A 23,476-nucleotide genomic window follows, 5' to 3' on the forward strand; every position below is an offset into this window, starting at 1 on the left:
AAGGTGTTTCGGGGCGGCCTGAAGCACCTTTCATCGCATTCTGGAGGTATCCCGTGTCCGAAAGCAGCGTCGCAGAAGCCAAATCGGCTCTCTCGAAGATCCGCAATATCGGTATCACCGCGCATATTGATGCCGGCAAGACCACGACGACCGAGCGTATTCTGTACTACACCGGCGTGTCGCATCGCATTGGTGAAGTGCATGACGGCAACACGACCACCGACTACATGGCGCAGGAACGTGAGCGTGGCATCACGATCACCTCGGCAGCCGTGACCTGCGAGTGGGAAAACCACCGCATCAACATCATCGACACCCCGGGCCACATCGACTTCAATATCGAAGTGAACCGCTCGCTGCGCGTGCTCGACGGCGCCATCTTCATCATCGAAGGCGTTGCCGGTGTTCAGCCGCAGTCGGAAACCAACTGGCGTCTTGCTGACCGCTATAACGTTCCGCGCGTCATCTTCATCAACAAGCTCGATCGTACCGGTGCCGATTTCTATCGCGCGTTCGACACGCTGAAGGAAAAGCTCGACATCGTCGCTATTCCGCTTCAGCTGCCGATCGGCATTGAAGAAAACTTTGTTGGCGTGGTCGACCTGGTCGAAATGCGCGCCATCATCTGGGAAGGCGGCGAGCTGGGCGCGAAGTTCCACTATGCCGAGATCCCCGATGACCTGAAGGAAAAGGCAGCTGAAGCCCGCCAGAACCTTCTGGACACCGCGCTGAGCGTTGATGAAGCCGCTATCGAAGAATACTTCGAGAAGGGCGATGTCGATGTCGCAACGCTGAAGAAGTGCATCAAGAAGGGCGCCATTTCCGGCGTGTTCCGTCCCGTCCTGTGCGGCACGGCCTTCAAGAACAAGGGCGTTCAGCCGCTCCTCGATGCCGTTATCGATTACCTGCCGGCTCCTGACGAAGTCGAAGGCATCCGTATCGCGCCGCCGGAAGGCGAAGAGGTTGACGAGAACTTCCTGCCGATCGTGCCGGTCGATCCCGATGGCAAGTTCGCTGGTCTTGCGTTCAAGATCATCTCGGACAAGTACGGCACCCTGACCTTCGTGCGCGTCTATCGTGGCGTTCTGAAGTCGGGCGATACCGTGCTGAACACGACCAAGGGCCACAAGGAACGCGTGGGCCGCATGTTCCAGATGCACGCTGACAAGCGTGAGGAAGTCAAGCAGGTCGGCGCTGGCGATATCGCTGCTTTCGTGGGTCTGAAGGACACCCAGACGGGTGACACCCTGGCCGACGCTGCCGATCCGGTTGTTCTGGAGCGCATGCAGTTCCCGGTTCCGGTGATCGACATCTCGGTCGAGCCGAAGACCAAGGACGGCGTTGAGAAGATGACGCTGGCCCTGCAGAAGCTGGCCGCTGAAGATCCCTCGCTGCAGCTCAAGACCGATCAGGAAACGGGTCAGACCATCCTGTCCGGCATGGGCGAGCTGCATCTGGACATCATCGTGGACCGTCTGCGTCGTGAATACGGCGTTGAAGCCAATGTCGGTGCGCCTCAGGTGGCCTATCGTGAGACGATCTCGCGTGCCCACACCGAGACCTACACCCACAAGAAGCAGTCCGGTGGTTCGGGTCAGTACGCTGAAGTCAAGATCGAGTTCGTGCCTGTCGAGCGTAACGAAGGCATCAGCTTCGAGAACAAGGTCGTTGGCGGTACGGTTCCGAAGGAATACATCCCGGCTGTCGAAAAGGGCATCCGCATGCAGTCCTCGACGGGCGTGCTTGCTGGCTTCCCGACGGTGGACTTCAAGTTCACGCTGCTTGACGGCAAGTACCATGACGTCGACTCGTCGGCTCTCGCCTTCGAAATCGCCGCCAAGGCCTGCTTCCGTGAAGGCATGAAGAATGCCGGCCCCGTGATCCTTGAGCCGATCATGGACGTCGAAATCACGACCCCGAACGATCACGTCGGTGACGTGGTAGGCGACCTTAACCGTCGTCGCGGCATCATCCAGAGCCAGGAGACGGCCGGTTCGACCGTCATGATCCGCGCTCAGGTGCCGCTGAAGGAAATGTTCGGCTACATCTCGCATCTGCGTTCGGCCACCAAGGGCCGCGCGTCGTTCACGATGCAGTTCCATCATTATGATCCGGTGCCGCGCAACGTGGCCGACGAGATCATGGCGAAGAGCGCCTGATCCTTCGGGTTCAGTCTCGGAACACGGAAAAGCCGCCCTTCGGGGCGGCTTTTTTCGTTTCGAGCAATCATGTGCGGGAGCGGTCGTATCTGGGGACGATCGTGATGACGGAGCAGGAGGCTAGAATCGGCAGGGAGGCGCTTGTGACGAGAGAGGCACTTACCCTTCGTGAGCGCTTATGAACGCCAGCGATGTTTCAAGACGCATTCCAGTCAGAAGGCAGGGTGGGCACGCTGGTAGAGGCGATAAAGTGCCGGACCACGAAAGCTGAGCAGGATCATGATGAGCAGGCTGAGTTTCAGCCCGATCTGCTCTGCAAGCATGTCTTGAGGCTGCAAGGACATCAGAAGCAGTGTCAGGGCACGCAGGCTGAAATACCCAGCCCAGATGAGGGTGTAGCGACGGAAGAACCGCGAAAGAGTGGGATTGCCACGATCGAGCATCTGGCCCGTGCGCTGCTCTGCCAGCAGCTGGATCATGGGCACACGCCAGGAACTCCCCAACAGGAAAAGGGCTGCGAGCAGTGTGGCGCAGAGGGCCGCGAAGATATCCGGGGAAAGCTGCGCACGCAGTGTCATATCCATGATGCCGAATCCCAGAGCCGTACCATTCAAGGCCAGCCACAGACGATCGAATGGAACAGAAGCGCGCCAACGGCGAAAGACGCTCGCGCCAATCAGAGCACAACAGGCGGGAAAGGCGTATGCTTCAACATGAAACCATTCGCCACCCTAGATCAGGGCGAGGGCACCCAGTTCGATAAGAAGCGCTCGGAAGGGTAAACGATGTGCATCTCTCAGATAAGCCATTAATCTGTTTCCCTTGTAACCTTTTTCATAAAAAGATTGCATTTACAAGGGTCATGATGTCAAACTTTTCCTTGTAAAGATGTGGCAGAAGGAGACCTCATGACCCAATATGTGGATAATTATCATCACGGCGATCTTGCCAAGGCGCTGATGCGGGCGGCGCGGGTCGTCATCCAGCGCGATGGTATCGAGGCCCTGACCCTGCGCGCTGTCACACGAGAGGTCGGCGTCTCCGCCACCGCTGCCGTGCCACATTTCGGAAACCTGACCGGATTGCGCTCAGCCCTTGCGGCCGAAGGGTATGAGGCCCTTGCCCATGCCCTGACCCAGGCCATGTCGGGATCGCCCCGGGTGAACGCTCATGCTGTAGGTATGGCCTATATCGGTTTTGCCTTGGAAAATCCGGACCTGTTTCGGTTGATGTTTCGCCGTGCCTTGCTTGATCACACGCTGCCAGACCTTGCGCAGGCGTCATCGCGCGCTTTTGCCGCTCTGCGTGGACTCGCAGGCAGGGAAGACGCTCACCCGGATTCGACGGATGCCATGCCCCGCATGGCGGGGCTATGGGGGCGCGTTCACGGCCTCTCGCTCCTGGCGATAGACGGGATGTTCGACCCGTTCCTCGATGGTGCTGAGGCCGGAGTACTTCCTGACTTTTTGAGCAAGGCGCTTGGTGAGGGTCAGCCTGGATCGTGAGATTCCATGATCGGATGCTGACCCATCAGGATGGAAAATGACTGGCCATGGCACAGCCCATATTGTGATTTATAACATGGACAGGATTTAACCATCACATATCCGTTATAAAATCAAAGATTGCAAAAACATTATATAAATTTAACAAAATATCTGCTTCTCTCTCGTCAGGCAGAGGGACGCGCAAGGACCCGTCCGGCTGCCAGCGTTTAATCCGGGAGACTGGTCCCATGACACTGGCCCAACACATTTCGTGTGACACGCATGGCGGTGCGCCGCTTCTGCAGGTCGAGGGTATTTCCAAAACATTCTCGGGAGTGAAGGTTCTCAAGGATGTTTCGCTGGTCGCTTATGGCGGCGAGATTCTGGCGCTCATGGGAGAGAACGGGGCCGGTAAATCGACCCTGATGAAAATCCTGTCCGGTGCCTATACGGCAGACCCGGGCGGCGAGATCCGCATTGCAGGTGAGACAGCCAGAATTACGAATCCAGGCTCAGCGCGGGCACTCGGAATTGGCATCATCTATCAGGAACTGGCGCTCGCACCGAACCTGACCGTTGCCGAGAACATCCATCTGGGTTCAGAGCTTCGCAAAAACGGCATGATCGACCGCGCCGCCATGAACGAGGCCTGCCGGGGTCTGCTCAAGGAGCTTGGGGCGCCCTTCGGGCCGGAAGACAGGTTGTCGACAATGTCGGTGGCAGAGCAGCAGCTTGTCGAGATCGCCCGCGCGCTGCATCGCGATGCCCGTATTCTTGTGTTGGACGAGCCCACCACGGCCCTTTCAGCCCGCGAGACGGATCGTCTGTTTGCGCTCATTCGTCAGCTTCGGGCGAAGGGGCTGGCACTGATCTACATCAGCCATCGTATGGACGAAATCGACGAACTGGCAGATCGGGTTTCGGTGCTCCGCGATGGTGCCCATGTCGGCACGCTCGAAAAGCACGAGCTTTCTTCCGGGCGCATCGTCAGCCTGATGGTTGGGCGTGATCTATCGAGCTTTTACGAAAAAGACGGCAATCACATTCGACACGATGCCGCGCCCATTCTGAAGGTCGAGGGACTAACGGATGGCAAGCGCGTTCATCCGACCAGTTTCGATCTGCGGCCCGGTGAGGTGCTTGGCATCGCCGGGCTGGTCGGGGCAGGGCGTACCGAACTGGCACGCCTGATTTTCGGTGCGGATCAGAAAACCGGCGGCGCAGTGTGGCTCGACTCCCGCAAGATCGACATCCGCTCACCGCGCGACGCGCTGGCGGCGGGCATTGCGTATCTCACGGAAGATCGCAAGGCGCTCGGGCTTTTTCTGGATATGTCGTGCAGCGGCAACATCAATCTTGGCGTGGTCGAGCGTGACTCCCGCATGGGCGTGCTCGATCAGGGCAAGGGCCGTACACGCGCAACCGGGTCGTTCTCTGCCCTGCGGATCAAGGCACAGAACATGCTCACCAATGTCGGGGGGTTGTCAGGTGGCAACCAGCAGAAGGTCCTGCTTGGCCGGCTGCTCGAAACCGGCCCCAAGGTTCTGATTCTCGACGAGCCGACACGCGGCGTCGATATCGGGGCCAAGACTGAAATATACCGCATCATCAACGATCTGGCTGCACAGGGTCTCGGGATCATCGTCATCTCCAGTGAGATGGCCGAGATTATCGGTGTCAGTGATCGGGTTCTTGTCATGCGCGAGGGTCACATGACCGGTGAGCTTGAAGGCAAGGCCATCACGCAGGAGGCCATCATGTCTCTCGCTGTCGGGCTCGTCTCCCCCTCGCCAATCGCCGCCTAGGATATCATCTCCATGAGCAACACTCTCAACCCGGCGGTGGCGGCCTCACCAGCTGCCCAGCTGAACGCACGCGCCACCACGCGCAGCATCCTTCAGGCAGCGGGCATGCTGCCTGTGCTGATCCTTCTCGCGCTGGGCTTCCATTTCCTGGGTGGTCATCGCTTCCTGTCCGGCCAGAACCTTTCCATCATTGCCCAGCAGGCCTCAATCAACACCGTGCTGGCCTCAGGCATGACCTTTGTCATCCTGACAGGTGGTATCGATCTGTCTGTCGGGTCGATCCTCGCCTTCGCCGCCATGTGCGGACTGATCGTCTCGCTCATGCCGCATCTGGCCTGGCTTGCCGTGCCCGCCTGCCTTGGTGCCGGGCTTCTGATCGGCGTGTTCAACGGTGCGCTGATTGCAGGTGTGAAGATACCGCCTTTCATCGTCACCCTTGGTACGCTGACCGCCGTGCGCGGCCTTGCCCGCCTGATGGGCAATGACCGCACGATCTTCAACCCCGATCTATCCTTTGCGTGGATCGGTAATGACGGCATCGCCCTCACCTCGACCTTCACCATTCCCTGGCTGGCTGTCATTGCCTTTGCCGTCGTGGTGGCAAGCTGGTTCATCCTGCGTCGCACGGTGCTGGGTGTGCATATCTACGCGATTGGCGGCAACCCGTCCGCTGCGCGTCTGGCCGGTATTCGTGTCGGTCTGGTCCTCATGTTCGTCTATGCGGCTTCGGGCCTTCTGGCCGGGCTGGGTGCAGTCATGTCGTCGGCGCGTCTCTACGCAGCGAACGGCCTGCAACTCGGTCAATCCTATGAGCTCGACGCAATTGCCGCAGTCATTCTGGGTGGAACCTCTTTCGTGGGCGGTATCGGTTCAATCTGGGGCACGCTTGTTGGTGCTCTCCTGATTGCCGTGCTCACCAACGGGCTCATCCTGATTGGCGTCTCCGATATCTGGCAGTTCATCGTCAAGGGTCTGGTCATCATTGTGGCCGTGGCACTCGACAGGTTCCGTGCACCGACAGCCCGCACCTGAGCCGCCATTTATTCCACCGGTTCCAGAGTTTGTTTCTCTTCCGTTTCGGATTTTTCAAGATGATCACTCATACGAAATTCTTCCTCGGTGCTCTCGCTCTCTCCACCGTTCTGGCGGCGCCCGCGGCACGGGCTGATGGCATAAGCAATGTCGGTGTCTCGGTCGGCTCGCTCGGCAATCCCTACTTCGTGGCGCTGGTAAAGGGCGCCACCACACAGCTCAAGAGCATCGCCCCGAGCGCCAGCATCAATGCGTTGTCGGCTGATTACGATCTCAACAAGCAGTTTTCGCAGATGGACAGCTTCGTCACTTCGGGCGTGAATCTGATCCTGCTCAATGGTGTGGACCCGCAGGCCGTCATGCCTGCCGTCAAACGTGTGCAGAAGGCCGGTGCGACCGTCATTGCGGTCGACGTGGCCTCGGCGGGTGTCGATGGCACGGTCCAGACAGATAACGTCGCCGCTGGGCGCATCTCCTGCGAGTATCTGGCCAAGAAAATTGACGGCAAGGGCGAGGTCGCTATTGAAAACGGCCCGCAGGTTTCGTCGATTATCGACCGTGTGAAGGGGTGCAAGGAGGTTCTTGCGAAGTACCCTGATATCAAGATCGTCAGCGACGACCAGAATGGTGGTGCCGAGCGCGATCTCGGGTTCAAGGTGATGCAGGGCTTCCTGGTGCGTTTCCCGAACCTGAAGGGTGTGTTTGCGATCAATGACCCCGAGGCAATCGGTGGCGATCTGGCCATTCGCCAGGCCCATCGTCAGGGTATTATCGTCACCTCCGTCGACGGTGCACCTGATATCGTTTCGTCGCTCAAGGACCCGCGCTCGTCGGTGGTGGCCTCGGCCAGCCAGGACCCTTACCAGATGGGCAAGGACGGCGTGGCGATGGGGCAGGCCATCAAGGATGGCAAGGTTGCCAAGGGTACGGTGCGCCTGATGCCGCCAACCCTGATCACACGTGACAATGTTGGCAGCTACAAGGGCTGGACTGGCGAGTAAATCGCCTTGCAGCTATCCCCCGGTGCTGAGGCGTCGGGGGGATTTTTTCACTTCTGCTGGTTGTTGGCCACGAACAGGCGATAGATCAGCAGAAGGATCATGGCGCCGAATACGGACGCAACAAAACCGGCAGGCTGGCCGGGATGATAGAAATGCAGCTTCTGACCGATCCAGCTCGCCAGCAGCGCACCAGCCACACCAAGAAAGATCGTAATGATAAAACCACCCGGATCACGGCCGGGCATCAGGAATTTCGCGATCAGTCCCACAAAGAAACCGACAATCAGTGTCCAGATCAGATGCATGTCATCTCCTTGATTGGATAGGATAGTCTATCACGTTACCGTGAGTATCACGAAGCGTTCGTCATGACACCTGCCACTTGCGTTGCAAGGGCGACAGGTCAAGGCGCTGCGTTGAGCGCCCAGCATCGCGATGTCGGAATATTCTGGTCATTGCGCAGGTCCGGGGGTGTGAGCGCACATAACACCACGTGGCCGCGCTGGCTCAGCGTTAGGACGAGTTCCGGCCCTGTTTGTGTCGTTGTGGTGATAGCATACCCCTGATCGAGCAGGGAGGCGAGAGAGCCGGCGAGCGGCTTCATCGTTGTCGGCACGGCAGGGGCGGAATAGGGCGATTTCCCCCCGGACTCAGGGAGAATGCCCGTTGTCTCTGCGGCCTGTGCGAGGCCGGGTACGGCGAGTGCCAAAATCAAAGCAGTGTATCGTATCATGATCTTTGCTTTCCAAGATGCGGGCCGAGTGGGCGCCGCTTCAGACAAGGGGCGCAAGATGCGCCGTACAGATCATGAACGATGGCAGGACAAGTTTGTTCAGCTGTCGCGCCCGGCCATGCCGTCCAGCCCCCTATAGAGGCGGGACGGACTGCATGGGGAGACTGACTTAGCCGAACGACCCATTGGCATGCATGACCGCCACGCTGATTTCACGCAGCAGGGCGAACAGGCGTGCCATCGGGGCAAAGATTTCCTCATGCTCGCGCGTGAAGCCGTGATCGTCACGCGGGCCGCTCGGCTCGTGGAAGTCCAGATCGGTCACGATACCCGCAGATTGCGGGAAGATTTCCGAAAGACGCTTGAGCACGGCAGGAATTTCGAGCTGAAGCACGAGGCGCAGCAGGGTCTCACGATTGATATCGTTGCGCGGGCTGAAATACGGGATGCGTGTGGCCAGCAGCCAGATCTGCCCAATCACGGCATGGCGAATGGCGTGCAGCGTACGCTCCTGCGCGCTCATCTTGAGCGTGTGGCTCCAGACGGATTCGAGCGCGATATGGTCAGCCTGGATGCGGCGGAACATGGCTGGCAGGCTGCGCCAGAATTCGAGCCCTTCCAGACCATCGGCGAGAACGAGGTGCTGGCTTCGCTGTTCCTCATTACGGGCCGAGGCTGCCCGATCGAGCCAGGTGCCGGGGTCGAGCAGGCGCACAATGCCACGCAGGGCGCCGATATCCGAATGGGCCGCAGCCTGGCGGGCAAAGTCGAGCGCAAGGCCGAAGCGACGGCTGCTGCGGGCCAGTTTCTCGAATGTTTCCGGGTGGCGTGATGCAGCCGTACCGAAGCCCTGGAGCACATTGGTCCACCAGCCGAGCTGCTCGAGAATGGCGTTGTTCGGGATGGCGCGAAGCTGGCTGGGATGAGTGATGCGCGTGACACTGATGCCATCGCCCTGACGGGCCGAGGGGCGTGACCCCGATTTGTCGATCAGTGCGGGACCGAACGCACCAAGAAGCCCTGCATAACCCGGATCCTCCACAAGGCTGCTCATGTCGAGCGCGATGGTTGAGAAGAAATCAGCAGAGAAATCCGGCTCGTCATAAATCGGATCGCGCGACGTGGAGAGCGGGCGCACGAGATGTTCTGCAAGCGTGGCGATCGTCGAGGCTGCCAGCGGGGCGGTGCCGAACAGGGTGTAGCCATCCCCACCCTGAAAAGCGGCTTCCTCGCGCAGGCGGATACCGGCTTTTGCGAACAGGCCGCGTGTATGATCGGGCGAGAAATAGCTGAGGCGGTCTGACAGGCTGAAGGGATGTGCCCCACGGCCGATGCTCTCGCCATGCGTGTCGAACAGGACGAGCTCGATATCCTGCATGCCATGCTTCTGCATGAGCGACAGGGTACGCAGGCGAAGGCGCTCGACGAGGTTCGTCGCGGCAAGCTGGCCGATATAGCGGCCCGAATCCGAATAGCCGAATTGCAGGCAGAGACGACCGTTATTGCGGATATACTGGCGCCAGTGCGGCGAGCGGAAAGCCTCTTCCAGAATGATCTCACCATGTTCGAGGGCGCTTTGCGTCTCGAAGAGCGGTGAAATCTGGATCTGCTCGTCGCGAATACCCAGCAGGCGGGCCAGCCAGAGAGTGGCGAGAAGCGTATAGCCGCTTTCTGTTTCGGCAATCAGGAAGCGTATGGGTGTGGCGCTGTCGATGTGTTTGAGGATCTGCGCCATCGTCATCATGAGACGGCCAGCAGAGGACTGCTCCATCATCACCGCGCCGAAATCGACAGGAATCGGTTCCTTGATCCCTTCCAGCGCCTCGTTGATCTGTGACAGCACCAGACGGCGGCGTGAGGGAATGGTCGGGTCGTCCTCAATGCCGAGGCGATGGCGCACGACGTTGTAGATCTGTGTCGCATTGAGGCGCGTGTGGATATGCGCAGCACCAAGGCCATGCGCCATGAAGCCCGAACGTGCGGTCAGCAGGGCACTGCGCTTTTCCCCATCGATAAGCGCCAGAGCCTCATCGAAAAGGGGGCGAAGCGTCTCAGCGGAAACCAGGGCAGATTCGCGTCGGCTTACCAGCGCCTGCGCAAAGGCGGCGATGGCATTGGCGTCGTGATGCTGCTGGTCAGGGCAGGCAGCCTCCTGCTCCTTGACTGCGCCAAGGGCGACGTCGATGCGGGCGACCAGTTGCGAGCACTGCGGCAGGAGGGATTCGAGCTGTGTGCGCAGGCGTTCCAGCTGCGTGCGCTTGAGCGCCAGCCGGATACGCAGCGTGTCCCACCAATGGATATCGCTGCGGCCATCTGTATCGAACCCGACCCAGGTTGCCAGAATCAGGGTGCGGATATCTAGTGTGCCGAGCGTTTCGCCCTGATCCGGCCAACGCTTGCTGGCATGATCGAGAATGGCGGCGTTGAAGATGTCGAGCGCATCGCGACCGCGCAATATGGCCGTCAGCGCCAGATTCTGCTCATGCGCGAGGGTCGGAGCCGCTTCGCGCCGATGGGATTTCAGTTCCGGCAGACGATGGCTCGGCTCGGTCGCCATTTCGACAATGTGACGATAGACGTTATCGGCCAGTGCGAAGGTGGGGTGGGCGGTGAACACAGCGGCGAAACCGGGGCGCGACAGACGCGCAACCAGCGTCTCAACGCTGTCGCAACTTTCCACGGTCAAACGCGCAGCCTCGGCGAGGCGTGCCGCCGGTGTGGTCTCGTCCTTGAGCCCGACATAGCTACGCAGACGAGCCGCACGCTGCTTCAGATTCGCATCACGCAGGACGCGCACCGCGTTTTCAAGCGTGGGAACTGACAGGGCACCGTCGATCAGTTCATCACCGATCTGGCTCGACAGGGTCTCGATCGGGTCGGGCGCGTGACGCTCATGGGCAGCACGGTCCTGAAGCGCCTGCATCTCGCCGGTGAGACGTTCGGCAAAAGCCGCGCCATCTCGCAGGTCCGGCACGGTTTTCGGATCGGCCTTGCTCTCGGGTTTCGGGGCAGGCGTTCCGGAAGAGGCGTGATGCGGCGCGGTATTGGACAAGGCACTCTCGCTTATGTTCAGTTCACGGACTGCGCCCGGTTTTCCATGCCCCAAGAGTGATGGCAATGGTGGATTGCGGGAGGCGCAGGACTTTTTATCCCGCCGGTGGTAATCGATCCATCATGCAACAAGCGTTTTCCGAGAATCCGCCGCCAACGCAACGACCTGCCGAAACCTCGACGACCGAAGCCGAGGCGCTCGCCGCGCTCAGGGCGTCCCGCCGTCTGGCGGGCGGGCTGCTGGTCGGTATGGGCGGGCTCATGGTCGTATCGGCCGGGCTGCCGGCTATGGGTCTTGTGAAGGACGGCCTTGTTCTGGAAGTGCTGCGTTCCGGGGCGCGGGCCGGGGTGGTGGGCGGCATTGCCGACTGGTTTGCGGTCACGGCACTGTTTCGCCATCCGCTGGGGCTACCCATTCCGCATACGGCTGTTCTGCCACGTCAGCAGCCCCGTCTGGCACGGGCGCTAGGCCGCTTCGTCTCAACGCAGTTTTTCACTGAGGAGGATGCCGGGCGGGCGCTGGCCTCGGCAGATGTCGCCCGTATTCTGGCCAATCTGTTGCGGCAGCCGCGCACAGCCAATGCCACGGCGTCTGCCCTCCGTCGTAGCGTGCCGGACATGCTGGATCGCCTGGAAGATGGGCGAGCCAGTGCTGCCATTGCCAAAGCACTGCCGGTGCTGGCGCGTGGTGAGGCCTCCATCAACGTCATCACCCGTGCGCTGCGCGCATTGGTTGAGGATGAGCTGCATCAGGAAGTGCTCTCGGCGCTGCTGGAGCGTTTCAAGATTGCCGTGCAGAAACGCGAGACAACGTTGCGCAGCTTCATTGAGGAGCGTGTGCGTGAGCAGGGCGGTCGCATGATTGGCTGGGCCATTGGCCCCTCTGTCGCCAATCGTGTGATCACGGCCCTCTATCTGGAACTCGAGCGGATCGACCCTCAGGACTCCGAGCTGCGCGAGGGTTTCACCAGCTGGATACGTGCCGAGATCGACCGGCTGGAACAGGACCCCGAGCGGCGGGCGCGTTTTGGCGATGCCGTAAGCGGTTATCTTGGGCATGACAGCCTCAAGCTGTGGTGGTCCGAGATATGGCAGCGCTTTCGGACCCTCGCCGAGGATGATCTGACCTGTGAGAATGGCTGGAGCCGCAGCGTGATCGAGACGGCATTGCAGAGTCTGGCCGACCAGCTTGATCACGACCCCACCATGCGCGCGCGCCTTGAGCAGACGCTGCGGACGACACTTGTGCGTATCCTGCCGTCGCTGCGTGACAAGCTGGCTGCCTATATCGCCTCCGTCATGGAGCGGTGGGACCCGGCGGAACTGTCGGCGCGGCTGGAGCAGCGTGTAGGGCGTGATCTGCAGTATATCCGTATCAACGGGACTCTGGTCGGTTTCGTGGTGGGTGCGGTGCTGGATATGCTCATGCGGCTCTGTTTCGGCCATCTGGGCTGACCCATCGTCCTGCGGTGCAAGGCCTGTGCGGTCACATGTCGCGCGCAGGATGCTCAACCAGCTGTTTTATCCTCATGACAAAAGGCGAAAAGGGTTGACGCGGGAGCCTCGGACGCGCATCTGCTAGAAAAATAGCACCATTTAGGTCTTTAATTTCTGTTCATGCGGAACTGATCGAGGGAGCAGGATGCTCAGGTTATCGAAACTCGCTGATTACGCTACGGTTCTGCTCGTGCAGCTTGGCCAACAGGACACGCTCATGACAGCCACTGCGCTCGCGGGTGCGACCGGTGTGCCCGAGCCGACGGTTGCCAAGCTTCTCAAGGGACTGGCAGCAGACGGGCTTGTGGCCTCGCATCGCGGGGCACGTGGCGGCTATCGTCTCGCCCGTTCGCTCTCCGATATCTCGATCGCTGCCGTCATTACATCGGTCGATGGTCCGATTGCACTCACAGCCTGTGTCGAGGGGCGTGTGTGCGAGGCCAAGTCGCTCTGTTCTCTCTCCTCGGGGCAGTGGGACATGGTGAACACGGCCATTCGCTCGACCCTTGAAGCCATCAATCTGGCGGATATGAGCCGCGCCCATCTCTCGGGGGGCTTCATGCCGGCGTCACGTTGCGTGACGCATGATCACGCCGAAAATCACGACCAGCATCCTGCCAGGGAGGGATGACATGCCAGCCGTAACCGAAACACGCGAAGCCGTCGAAACCCTTGGCCAGTCGACCTATAAATGGGGTTTCGAAACCGAGATCGAGATGGAGTTCGCGCCCAAGGGCCTGAGCGAGGACACGATCCGGTTCATTTCTGCGCGCAAGCAGGAACCTGAATGGATGCTCGAATGGCGCCTTCAGGCTTTTCGCGCCTGGAAGTCCATGGAAGAGCCGAGCTGGCAGAAGCCCCATTATCCTGCCATCGACTATCAGGATGCTTTCTACTTCGCCGAGCCGAAGACGAAACCCGGCCCGAAATCGCTGGAAGAAGTCGATCCCGAGCTGCTGCGGACCTATGAAAAGTTGGGTATCCCGCTACACGAGCAGGCCATTCTGGCCGGGGTCGAGGGTGCGGGCGAGCCTGAGGCACGCCTGCCCGTGGCGGTCGATGCCGTGTTTGACTCCGTTTCGGTGGTGACGACATTCCGCAAGACTCTGGAAGAGGCTGGCGTGATTTTCTGCCCGATATCGGACGCTATCCGCGAGCATCCCGAGCTGGTGAAACGCTATCTCGGCTCGGTTGTGCCGGTCAGTGATAACTTTTTCGCTGCGCTCAACTCCGCCGTGTTTACCGATGGCTCGTTTGTCTATGTGCCGGAGGGTGTGCGTTGCCCTATGGAGCTGTCGACCTATTTCCGCATCAATGCCCGCAATACCGGGCAGTTCGAGCGCACGCTGATCATCTGTGAGGACCGTGCGACCGTCTCGTATCTCGAGGGCTGCACCGCGCCGATGCGCGACGAGAACCAGCTTCATGCAGCCGTGGTCGAACTGGTGGCCATGAACGATGCCACCATCAAGTATTCGACGGTGCAGAACTGGTATCCCGGCGACGAGAACGGCAGGGGCGGCATCTATAATTTCGTGACCAAACGCGGCGCCTGCCGCGGTCGCAATGCCAAGATCTCCTGGACACAGGTCGAGACCGGCTCCGCCATTACATGGAAATATCCTTCCTGCATTCTGGCGGGTGAGGGCTCGGTCGGCGAGTTCTACTCTGTGGCCGTGACCAATAACCGCCAGCAGGCTGATACGGGCACGAAGATGATCCATCTGGCGCCGAACACGCGCTCGACCATCATCGCCAAGACCATTTCGGCCGGACATTCGGACAGCACGTATCGTGGACTGGTGCGCATGATGCCCAAGGCACGCGGTGCCCGTAATTTCACGCAGTGCGACAGCCTGCTGATTGGTGATCAGTGTGGCGCGCATACCGTGCCCTATATCGAGAACCGCAACATGACGGCCCGTGTCGAGCATGAGGCGACCACCTCGAAAATTTCCGAGGACCAGCTGTTCTATTGCCGGTCCCGTGGCCTGTCGGAAGAAGATGCGGTGGGCCTGATCGTCAACGGGTTCTGCAAGGATGTCCTGAAGGAACTCCCCATGGAGTTTGCAGTGGAAGCACAGAAGCTCCTGCAACTCAGTCTTGAAGGTAGCGTCGGGTAAAGAGCCGCAACATGAATGATTTTCTGAAAATTTCCGGTCTCTGTGCGCAGATCGACGACAACGGAACCCCCAAGGAGATTCTGCGCGGTCTGGATCTCGAAGTACCCAAGGGCGAGATTCACGCCATCATGGGGCCCAACGGGTCGGGCAAGTCGACCCTGTCCTATGTGCTGGCCGGGCGTGACGATTACGAAGTCACGGGTGGCAGCGCCTCCTTTCAGGGCGAGGATCTGCTGGCCCTCGAGCCGGAAGAGCGTGCAGCCCTTGGTCTGTTCCTTGCCTTCCAGGCACCGGTGGAGTTGCCGGGCGTCAACAATGCGAACTTCCTTCGCACGGCCGTCAATGCCGTTCGTCGTGCCCGCAAGGAAGACGAGCTGGATGCTGTGGGCTTCCTGAAGGCAGTTCGCGCAGAAACCAAGCACCTGCACATGTCGGACGACATGCTCAAGCGTAACGTGAATGTCGGCTTCTCGGGCGGCGAAAAGAAGCGCAACGAAGTGCTTCAGATGCGTATGCTGCGCCCGAAATTCGCGATCCTCGACGAAACCGATAGTGGCCTTGATATCGATGCCCTGCGTATCGTGGCCGAGGGCGTCAACAGCCTGCGCGGGCCTGATTTCTCGGCGCTGATCATCACCCATCATCAGCGTTTGCTGGATTATATCCAGCCGGATCGTGTGCATGTCATGGCCAAGGGACGTATCATCCATAGTGGTGGTGCAGAAGTGGCGCTTGCACTGGAAGCCCAGGGTTATCAGCAATATCTCGAGGCGGTGGCATGAGCGACGTCGCAGCCTTATCGCCTGCGGTCGGGTCGTTTCTGACACGTGCCCATGAGGGTGAAGCCCGCGCGCTGCTGGCGCAGCAGGGCCTGCCCCAGCGTCGTGCAGAAGCGTGGCGCTATACGCCGCTTCGTGAGATTGAAAAAACGAGATTCGACGCGCCAAAGCCCGTGTCGCTTGGTGATGCGGAAGCGCTCCTTGCCCGTCTGGCACCTGAAGCGCGCACCGGGAATCGCGTTGTCTTCATCAATGGGTCGCTGGTTTCCGGGCTGACGCGCCTGCCTGAGAGTGTAGTCATCACGAGCGACGTGGCGTTGCTGGTGGCCGATCGGCCTTTGAGCGTGCTCAACAACGCCCTGCGTCAGCCGGGTCTGTCTCTGGTTGTGCCGGAGAACGTTGAGGCCGGTCAGGTCTGCCTCGTCTCGCTGGTGACGACCGATACGCCAGTCTCGACCCATCTTGCGCATCAGGTCACGCTTGAGGCCGGAGCTTCGCTGACCCTGCTCGATATCCAGTCGGGCGAGGGGGGTTATCTTGCCAATCCGAGCCTTACGGTGTCGGTCGCGGAAAAAGCGCATCTGACCCATCTGCGTGTTCAGCAGGACAGCCTTGAGGCCACTAACCTGGCTTTCGTCAATGCCTGCGTGGCTGAGCATGGAACGTATGACAGCTTCACCCTGACGCTGGGGGCCAGGCTCTCGCGTCATGAGGTGCTGGCGCATCTGGCTGGAAAGCATGCGGTGGTGCATGTGAATGCGGCCCAGCTTCTGGCTGGCGCGCAGCACGCTGATCTTACATCGGTCATTACCCATGCCGCACCCGATTGCAATTCGCGCCAGACCGTCAAGAATGTGCTCATGGATGCGGCTCATGGCGTGTTCCAGGGCAAGATCCACGTTCATCGCGTTGCTCAGAAAACCGATGGCTATCAGATGAACCAGGCGCTTCTCCTTTCGGAGAAGGCCCAGATTGACAGCAAGCCCGAACTGGAAATCTATGCGGATGACGTGAAGTGCAGCCATGGCGCGACCGTTGGTGCACTTGATGACGAACAGCTTTTCTATCTGCGCGCGCGTGGCATCCCCTATGCGGAAGCACGGGCCATTCTCGTGCGCGCCTTCCTGCTGGATGCGCTGTCTCTCGTGACTGACGAGGCCGCTCATGCGCTGCTTGACCAGCGCGTGGATGCCTGGTGGCAAAAAAGAGAGGGATGATGTCCTCAATCGACATGCTCGACCGTTTTGCTGCCCTGCGCAGCCGGTTTCCGATCCTGTCCGAGACGGTTCATGGCCGCCCGCTGGTCTTTCTGGACAGCGCGGCGTCGTCGCAGAAACCGGATTGCGTGATCGAAGCCATGATGCACGCGATGCAGCATCAATACGCGAACATTCATCGCGGGCTGCACTGGATGAGCGAGCGTACGACCGAAGCCTATGAATCGGTGCGTACGCAGGTCGCGCGTTTTCTGAACGCGCCCGACCGTCATGAGGTCATCTTCACACGCAACAGCACCGAGGCCATCAATCTCGTTGCTCATTCCTATGGCGCCTTGCTCAAGCCCGGTCAGGCGGTGCTGATTTCGGAACTTGAGCATCACTCCAATCTCGTGCCGTGGCAGATGCTGCGTGACCGCGCCGGGATCGAATTGCGCGTCGCCCCTATTACCGAGACCGGCGATCTCGATCTCGAGGCCTATGAATCCCTGCTGGCCGATGGCCGCGTCGGGCTTGTGGCCATTACACATATGTCCAACGTTCTGGGCACGCTGACCCCCGCAAAGACACTTGCGCGTCTGGCCCATCAATACGGGGCGAAGATCCTGCTCGACGGGTCACAATCGGCCGTGCATCGCGCGATCGACGTGCAGGATCTGGACGCTGACTTCTTCGTCTGCACAGGGCACAAGCTCTACGGCCCGACCGGGATTGGTGTGCTCTGGGCTCGCAGCGCGCTGCTCAATGCCATGCCTCCATTCCTCGGTGGCGGCGAAATGATCGAGACCGTGAGTTTCGCGAAATCGAGCTGGGCCACTATTCCGCACAAGTTCGAGGCGGGAACGCCCCCTATCATTGAGGTGATCGGGCTTGGCGCTGCGCTTTCCTTTATGGAAGAGCTGGGCGCTGCATCCATTGCCGCCCATGAAAATGCGCTCGTGGCCTACACGCGTGACGTGCTGGGTGGCAGCGAAGGCGTGAGGCTGATCGGTTCTCCGGCAGAACAGGGCGGTGTGGTCTCTTTCATTGTCGAGGGCGCGCACCCACATGATTTGGCGGTGCTGCTGGATCGGCAGGGTATTGCGATACGTGCTGGCCAGCATTGTGCCGAGCCACTGATCAGACGCCTTGGTCTGACCGCTACGGCCAGAGCCAGCTTCGGCGTTTACACCACACGAGATGATATCGACGCATTGGTGAAGGGCGTAGCACGCGCCCGTCAGATGCTGGTCTGACCAAGGGAGGTCGTTCATGTCTGAAGAAGGTCACATCCTGACCAGACCGCTTGGCGCTCCGGCGGAAACGCCAGCGCCGGAAGCTCACGCCGGTGTTCCGGACGAGGATAGCGTCATATCGGCTATCGCGACCGTTTATGACCCGGAAATACCGGTCAATATCTACGAACTGGGGCTGATTTACGCGATCGACCTGCATGATGATGGCCGCGTGGATATCGAAATGACGCTGACCGCCCCGAATTGCCCGAGCGCACAGGAATTGCCCGAGCAGGTGCGCGAGGCTGTGGCGGCGCTTCCCGGTGTCAGCAATGCCAGCGTTTCGATTGTCTGGGATCCGCCCTGGGATATGAGCCGCATGAGCGACGATGCCCGCCTTGCGCTGAACATGTTCTGAACCGGGAGAGAACCATGAGCGATACGACAACCGCCCCGGCACCGGTGAAGCGTGCCCTGCCGCCCCTGATGCAGATGACCGAACGCGCTGCCATGCGGCTGAAGAAGCTCTATGAGGGCGCAAACAAGGGCCAGCTCTTGCGTATTGGCGTGAACACGCGTGGCTGTTCAGGCATGTCCTATGACATGAGCTTTGTGGAGAGCGTGTCACCCGGTGATGAGCGTGTTACCGATCACGGGGTGGATGTGCTGATCGATCGCAAGGCGACACTGTTCCTGATTGGTACGGTGATGGATTACGAGGTCAAGGATCTCGAATCCGGCTTCACCTTCACCAATCCGAATGAGAAAGGCCGTTGCGGCTGTGGCGAGAGCTTTCACGTCTGACGACGTGAAAGCCGCTTCTTGCTTCTGGTAAAGGCGACAACGGCTTCAACCTCGGTCGACCAGAGGAACTGGTCGATAACCGCGATCGACAGCACCTCGTAACCCGCCTTTTTCAGGAGCGCCGAATCCTTGCTCAGCGCCTGCGGGTTGCAGCTGACATAGATGATGTCCTCGACCTTGGACCGTGCGATATGATCCATCTGGATCAACGCACCCGCGTGAGGCGGATCCAGAACGACGACTCGCGCTTTTTCGAATTCTTTTGCAATAAGCGGTTGACGCGTCAGATCGCGATGCGTTGTCTCGATGCGCTGGCCAATCGCGCCCGATTTCAACGCAGCAATAGCCTCGAAGTGGCCCTCATAGGCCAGGACGCGGCCCTTCTGCGCGAGAGGGACGGTCAATGTGCCGAAACCAGCAAATAATTCGACGATAGGATCGCGGCGGTTCAGCGTAGGTAGCGCAGCGAGAACCGCCTCGGCAATGGCGCTCTCGCTCTGGGCGCTGGCCTGCAGGAACCCGCCGGGGGGCGGTGTAAGCTTCACGCTGCCAAAGGCATGAAACACCGGGCCCTGCTGGGCGACGATTTCATAGCCGTCATTGGGGCGGCGTTTCGAGCGCCATGAGATACGCGGGATCTTATGTGTCTTGCCGAAATTGGCGAGCTTTACCCGATCCGTCGGCACAAGAGCCGCGTCCGTCGAAAGCAGGATATCGGGGCCGGAGCTGTAGAGATTGATCTGCAGATCACCCCCGCCTGTGACGGCGCCGAGTGAGCCAAGAACCTCGCGCAGGGGAGCGAGCAGCGCAAAAAGGGCAGGATCGATGACATGACATTCGGTCATATCCACGACATCGCCATGGCGTCGATGTAGCCCGAGGATAATCCGGCCGGGCAGGCGCTGGAACGCCAGATCGATGCGGCGACGGCTTTCAACCGGCACCTGCATGGCCTCGATACGGGGCAGATTGTCGAAGCCCGCACGCTGAAGCGCATGCGCCACAAGACCTGTCTTCCATTCAAGAAGTGCCGGAAGGGCGGTTGTCTGCATGGAGCAGCCGCCGCAGCTGTCAAACAGCGCACAGACAGGGGCAACGCGATTGGCGGAAGCGCTCTCGATATCGAGCACCTCGATATGCCGATCGCTGCCAACACGCAGCTTCAGGCGGTCTCCGGGGACGGCTTGCGGAATATAGGCGGGCTTGTCAGCGATAAGGACAAGCCCGTCGCCGTTCGCTCCGTAGGAGAGAACGGTTGTATCAATCAGGGACGCCATGATCGCTCAGACAGTACCGCGATGCTGGATCGGGCCGACCTGATCTTCGCTCTCGACCCGGCGGTTGCGACGCGGCAGGAGCATGAAGGCCGGGGTCTCATGGCCGAAGCCAGTGCGCGGTGCGTCGTGATCGAAGGCGTTCGTCGGCGCAACGGAACCACGGTCGGCGCTCGCATGCTCACCAGAGTGACGCTCGATCGTCGCATCCTGCTTCGGGCGCGATGCTTGACGCGTCGGTTCGGACGCAACAGCCCGGTCACGGTCACGGTCACGGTCACGGTCACGGTCACGGTCACGGTCACGGTTTTCGCCGTGGCGGTTCTGGCGACCGCCGCGATCCCTCCCGCGCCGCTCGCGTCGTTCATGCTGCCCGCCTTCCTGCTCCGGATCGGCCCAGGGGAGGGTTTCGATACCCTCGATTTCGACCATCGGAATCGGCGCGTGCTTCAGCTTCTCGATACCCTCAGCCAGAAGCTTCTGGCGAGGTGAGGCCAGGCTGAAGGCATGACCTGTCTTGCCCGCACGTCCCGTGCGACCAATGCGATGGATATAGTCCTCGGCATTGAAGGGCAGGTCGAAATTGAAGACATGCGACAATCCGCCGATATCGATGCCGCGAGCCGCGACGTCGGAACAGACGAGAATCTGCAATTCGCCAGCCTTAAAGCGTTCCAGCGTCTTGAAGCGCAGCGACTGCGCCAGATCGCCATGCAGGTGCCCAACCGCGAAGCCATGCTTGTGCAGCGATTTGTAAAGCACATCCACATCGCGCTTGCGGTTGCAGAACACGATGGCGTTTTGCACGTTTTCGCGACGCAGCAGCTTGCGCAGGACGCGACGCTTGTCGTGTTCATCAACGACGAGCAGCGCTTCCTCAATGGTCGTGGCAACCGACGAAGGACGGGAAACCGTGATTTCCTCTGGCAGATGCAGGAACTGATCGGCCAGGGTGCGGATCTCCGGGGCCATCGTCGCCGAGAACAGCAGGGTCTGACGGTGCACGGGCAGCATGGAGACAATGCGCGTGATATCGGGAATGAACCCCATATCCAGCATACGATCCGCCTCGTCGATGACGAGGGTACCGGTCTGGGTCAGAAGCAGCCCGCCACGATCGAAAAGATCCATCAGGCGGCCCGGCGTGGCGATCAGGATATCAACACCCTGATTAAGTACCGCACGCTGGTCAGCCATGCTCTCGCCACCAATCAGCAGGGCATGGTTGAGCCGCAGATGCTTGCCATAGAGTGTGAGGTTTTCGGCAACCTGCAGCGCAAGCTCGCGTGTCGGTTCGAGAATGAGAGAACGCGGCATGCGGGCGCGGGCGCGCGAGCCTGCGAGCTTCTCCAGCATGGGCAGTGTGAAGGACGCTGTCTTGCCGGTGCCTGTCTGGGCGACACCCAGCACATCCTGTCCGCTCAAAACGACCGGAATGGCGCGTGCCTGAATCGGGGTTGGGTGCTCATACCCCATTTCCTCGATGGCACGCATGATCGGTGCAGAAAGGCCAAGCTTGGAAAAAAGTGGCTTGGGCGCATCGATGATGGCTTGCAGCGCCGGGTCGGCCTTGGCTGCTTCGGTTGTGCTTGCAGGCGGGGTGTCTTGCGTTTCCGTCGCGGCATCGGCGGGCGATGCGTCAGCTGATGCCGTCCGGGCTGAGTTCCTGCCACCGCGCCGACGACGCGAGCGCGTCGCGCGGCTGTCGGTTTGTACTTCAGGCTCAAAAACCGCGGGGGTAGGGGCCTCGGGTTCAGCAACCGTGGTGCTGCTCACGATCGGCGCGTTATCCTGCGCAGCAACCTTCTCGGCGGCTTTCTTCACAGCGCGGCTGCGTGTTTCCGCCGGGGTCGTGCTCGGGGCGCTGTTGCGACGCGAAGGACGGCCGGCGCGAGACTTGGGCTCGTCCGTGTCAGATGTTGCGGACTCTGCGACCGCTTCTTCCTGCTTGGGCGCAGCGGGCTTTCTGCCGCGGCGTGGCTTTTCAGCTGGTGCTGCCGTGTTGTCGCTTTTGACGTCGCCTTCTGCAATTTCTGCAGCGACAGCTGTCTTGCGCGGGCGGCCCGGCTTGCGCTTGGCGGGCTGCTCGGGCGAGACGGGCGCTTCTGGGCTCGCGTCGTCAGGAGCGGTAACGACGGCCTCGATCTCTGTCGCGCTGGCGTCCTTGCCGCGTGAAGAACGACGGCCAGCTGATTTCGGCTCGTCTGCCTTGCCACCCGCCGTTGCGGGTTTGCTCGCCTTGCGCGTGGTGGATTTTGCTTTGGCCGGGGTCTTGGCGGTAGTGGAGTCTGCCGCGTTGATCTCGGGCTCGGGAGCGGTTTTCGCTGTAGCCGCCTTCGTGGCGCGTGCCTTGGTCGGGCGCGCCGCCGTAGTCTTTGTCTTGCGTGCAGCCTTCGCGACGGGCGACGCAATCGAGGCCTCGGGTTCGCTGTTGCGCGGCTGTGTGTCAGCCACGGCCTCCATCACGGATTGTTCCGTCTTTGAGGTGGAACGTTTCTTGCGTGTGGTGGAGGTCTTTGCAGAACCTGCGGTCGATTTTGCGGTCAAACTGCTCTCTGATAACTTTGGAGGTCTAGAAATGATGCGGTGCCGTAGCGCTGCATATTCTCAAACAGGTCAGCCCGTAATGCTGGCCAATTGCCTGTGCGTTATCGCGAAATCAGGCAAAAGGCAAGATTTTACGGGGTATTTTGCGTGTCTCTCATTCCGCCTTCCGCGGCCAGCCCGTAGCGGCAGGGGCGCGGCTGGGTCGGTCCCCGTTTACATGTTTCCGCCCATGGCCGCGCAAAGCACGGTCAGGACACCAACACCGACCATGATGATCACGCGCTGACGGACCTTGTTGAACAGGGCAGGCTGCGGGCGGATGGCGCGGCGAAGGCTCTGGAACGGGCCTAGATAGGCGCTCACGAAAATCAGCGCCATGACAAGCGCGAGACCCTGCATGAGGTTGATCGGCAGGCTCATATTCGCAAAGCCGCCCGTATGAATGACGAGCAGCCATCCCGTCACCAGCGCAGTAGGGATGATGTGCAGCAGGGTACGAAAATAGCGCGCGATGAGTTGCATCTGGACGTTCTGGCGCTGTGCGGGCTCCAAAAGGGCCACGGTGCTGCGGCTCACAATGGCTGCATAGAGACCGCCGCCAATCCAGTACGCCATGCATAACAGATGGATGGCGAGAACGAGGCTCCAGAGAAACGGGTTCGACATGGGGGCTCCATAACGGGTCGGTTCGCGCATGAACCAGCCCTCAAAAGGGCGGCATCATGAATACACGGGGTTGCTGCGACGTTCCCT

The 23,476-nt window shown here is 60.3% G+C and carries 20 protein-coding genes; 13 read left to right on the forward strand and 7 right to left on the reverse strand.

Going from position 1 to position 23,476, the window contains the following annotated elements; translation table 11 throughout:
- The first annotated feature begins 53 nt into the window (after positions 1 to 53).
- On the forward strand, positions 54 to 2,159 hold the full coding sequence (gene fusA / locus Asbog_RS05325) for an elongation factor G (protein ID WP_023977515.1): 2,106 nt from the start codon (positions 54 to 56) through the stop codon (positions 2,157 to 2,159).
- A 212-nt stretch (positions 2,160 to 2,371) separates the two neighbouring features.
- Here the strand turns inward: fusA and Asbog_RS05330 are convergent, their stop codons facing one another.
- Positions 2,372 to 2,743, reverse strand: a complete 372-nt coding sequence (locus tag Asbog_RS05330) for a hypothetical protein (RefSeq protein ID WP_062164346.1) — start codon at positions 2,741 to 2,743, stop codon at positions 2,372 to 2,374.
- Positions 2,744 to 3,067: 324 nt separating this feature from the next.
- Here Asbog_RS05330 and Asbog_RS05335 point away from each other — a divergent pair, with 324 nt between their 5' ends.
- From Asbog_RS05335 to Asbog_RS05350, 4 genes are all read left to right on the forward strand, one after another.
- Positions 3,068 to 3,664, forward strand: a complete 597-nt coding sequence (locus Asbog_RS05335) for a TetR/AcrR family transcriptional regulator (protein ID WP_083510723.1) — start codon at positions 3,068 to 3,070, stop codon at positions 3,662 to 3,664.
- Between the two features lie 230 nt (positions 3,665 to 3,894).
- Entirely contained in the window at positions 3,895 to 5,451 is a 1,557-nt protein-coding gene (locus tag Asbog_RS05340) for a sugar ABC transporter ATP-binding protein (protein WP_062164348.1), read from the forward strand.
- A gap of 12 nt (positions 5,452 to 5,463) precedes the next feature.
- Entirely contained in the window at positions 5,464 to 6,483 is a 1,020-nt protein-coding gene (locus Asbog_RS05345; RefSeq protein ID WP_062164350.1) for an ABC transporter permease subunit, read from the forward strand.
- 59 nt (positions 6,484 to 6,542) lie between these two features.
- Positions 6,543 to 7,484, forward strand: a complete 942-nt coding sequence (locus tag Asbog_RS05350; protein WP_062165723.1) for an ABC transporter substrate-binding protein — start codon at positions 6,543 to 6,545, stop codon at positions 7,482 to 7,484.
- 47 nt (positions 7,485 to 7,531) lie between these two features.
- Here the strand turns inward: Asbog_RS05350 and Asbog_RS05355 are convergent, their stop codons facing one another.
- The 3 genes from Asbog_RS05355 to Asbog_RS05365 form a co-directional block, all read right to left on the reverse strand.
- Complete coding sequence (locus Asbog_RS05355) at positions 7,532 to 7,789, reverse strand: GlsB/YeaQ/YmgE family stress response membrane protein (RefSeq protein WP_062164351.1); 258 nt, start codon at positions 7,787 to 7,789, stop codon at positions 7,532 to 7,534.
- Between the two features lie 98 nt (positions 7,790 to 7,887).
- The gene (locus Asbog_RS05360; protein ID WP_062164352.1) at positions 7,888 to 8,217 is read right to left on the reverse strand and encodes a hypothetical protein; all 330 of its coding nucleotides are present in this window, start codon (positions 8,215 to 8,217) and stop codon (positions 7,888 to 7,890) included.
- Positions 8,218 to 8,386: 169 nt separating this feature from the next.
- On the reverse strand, positions 8,387 to 11,140 hold the full coding sequence (locus Asbog_RS05365; RefSeq protein WP_062165724.1) for a phosphoenolpyruvate carboxylase: 2,754 nt from the start codon (positions 11,138 to 11,140) through the stop codon (positions 8,387 to 8,389).
- 251 nt (positions 11,141 to 11,391) lie between these two features.
- On the opposite strand from Asbog_RS05365, the gene Asbog_RS05370 reads away from it, so the two are divergent.
- The 8 genes from Asbog_RS05370 (at position 11,392) to Asbog_RS05405 (ending at position 18,902) form a co-directional block, all read left to right on the forward strand.
- Entirely contained in the window at positions 11,392 to 12,723 is a 1,332-nt protein-coding gene (locus Asbog_RS05370; protein WP_062164353.1) for a DUF445 domain-containing protein, read from the forward strand.
- A 187-nt stretch (positions 12,724 to 12,910) separates the two neighbouring features.
- Positions 12,911 to 13,396, forward strand: a complete 486-nt coding sequence (locus Asbog_RS05375) for an SUF system Fe-S cluster assembly regulator (protein ID WP_023977505.1) — start codon at positions 12,911 to 12,913, stop codon at positions 13,394 to 13,396.
- A gap of 1 nt (position 13,397) precedes the next feature.
- Entirely contained in the window at positions 13,398 to 14,888 is a 1,491-nt protein-coding gene (gene sufB, locus Asbog_RS05380; protein WP_062164354.1) for a Fe-S cluster assembly protein SufB, read from the forward strand.
- An 11-nt stretch (positions 14,889 to 14,899) separates the two neighbouring features.
- The gene (sufC, locus tag Asbog_RS05385) at positions 14,900 to 15,670 is read left to right on the forward strand and encodes a Fe-S cluster assembly ATPase SufC (protein WP_062164355.1); all 771 of its coding nucleotides are present in this window, start codon (positions 14,900 to 14,902) and stop codon (positions 15,668 to 15,670) included.
- The gene (gene sufD, locus Asbog_RS05390; RefSeq protein ID WP_062164356.1) at positions 15,667 to 16,884 is read left to right on the forward strand and encodes a Fe-S cluster assembly protein SufD; all 1,218 of its coding nucleotides are present in this window, start codon (positions 15,667 to 15,669) and stop codon (positions 16,882 to 16,884) included. The genes sufC and sufD overlap by 4 nt, the downstream gene beginning before the upstream one ends.
- On the forward strand, positions 16,881 to 18,119 hold the full coding sequence (locus tag Asbog_RS05395) for an aminotransferase class V-fold PLP-dependent enzyme (protein ID WP_371861681.1): 1,239 nt from the start codon (positions 16,881 to 16,883) through the stop codon (positions 18,117 to 18,119). The genes sufD and Asbog_RS05395 overlap by 4 nt, the downstream gene beginning before the upstream one ends.
- 16 nt (positions 18,120 to 18,135) lie before the next feature.
- On the forward strand, positions 18,136 to 18,516 hold the full coding sequence (locus tag Asbog_RS05400) for an SUF system Fe-S cluster assembly protein (RefSeq protein WP_023977501.1): 381 nt from the start codon (positions 18,136 to 18,138) through the stop codon (positions 18,514 to 18,516).
- A 14-nt stretch (positions 18,517 to 18,530) separates the two neighbouring features.
- Positions 18,531 to 18,902, forward strand: coding sequence for a HesB/IscA family protein (locus tag Asbog_RS05405; RefSeq protein ID WP_062164358.1), 372 nt, complete (start codon positions 18,531 to 18,533; stop codon positions 18,900 to 18,902).
- Here Asbog_RS05405 and Asbog_RS05410 read toward each other — a convergent pair.
- The 3 genes from Asbog_RS05410 to Asbog_RS05420 form a co-directional block, all read right to left on the reverse strand.
- On the reverse strand, positions 18,893 to 20,179 hold the full coding sequence (locus Asbog_RS05410; RefSeq protein WP_062164359.1) for a class I SAM-dependent RNA methyltransferase: 1,287 nt from the start codon (positions 20,177 to 20,179) through the stop codon (positions 18,893 to 18,895). The genes Asbog_RS05405 and Asbog_RS05410 overlap by 10 nt on opposite strands.
- A 6-nt stretch (positions 20,180 to 20,185) precedes the next feature.
- Positions 20,186 to 21,955, reverse strand: coding sequence for a DEAD/DEAH box helicase (locus Asbog_RS14185; protein WP_408856542.1), 1,770 nt, complete (start codon positions 21,953 to 21,955; stop codon positions 20,186 to 20,188).
- A 981-nt stretch (positions 21,956 to 22,936) separates the two neighbouring features.
- A complete protein-coding gene (locus tag Asbog_RS05420; protein ID WP_231944661.1) occupies positions 22,937 to 23,419 on the reverse strand; it encodes a hypothetical protein in 483 nt (160 codons plus the stop codon).
- Between the last annotated feature and the right edge of the window lie 57 nt (positions 23,420 to 23,476).

Source organism: Asaia bogorensis NBRC 16594 (assembly GCF_001547995.1).
In the GTDB taxonomy this organism is placed as follows: Bacteria; Pseudomonadota; Alphaproteobacteria; order Acetobacterales; family Acetobacteraceae; genus Asaia; species Asaia bogorensis.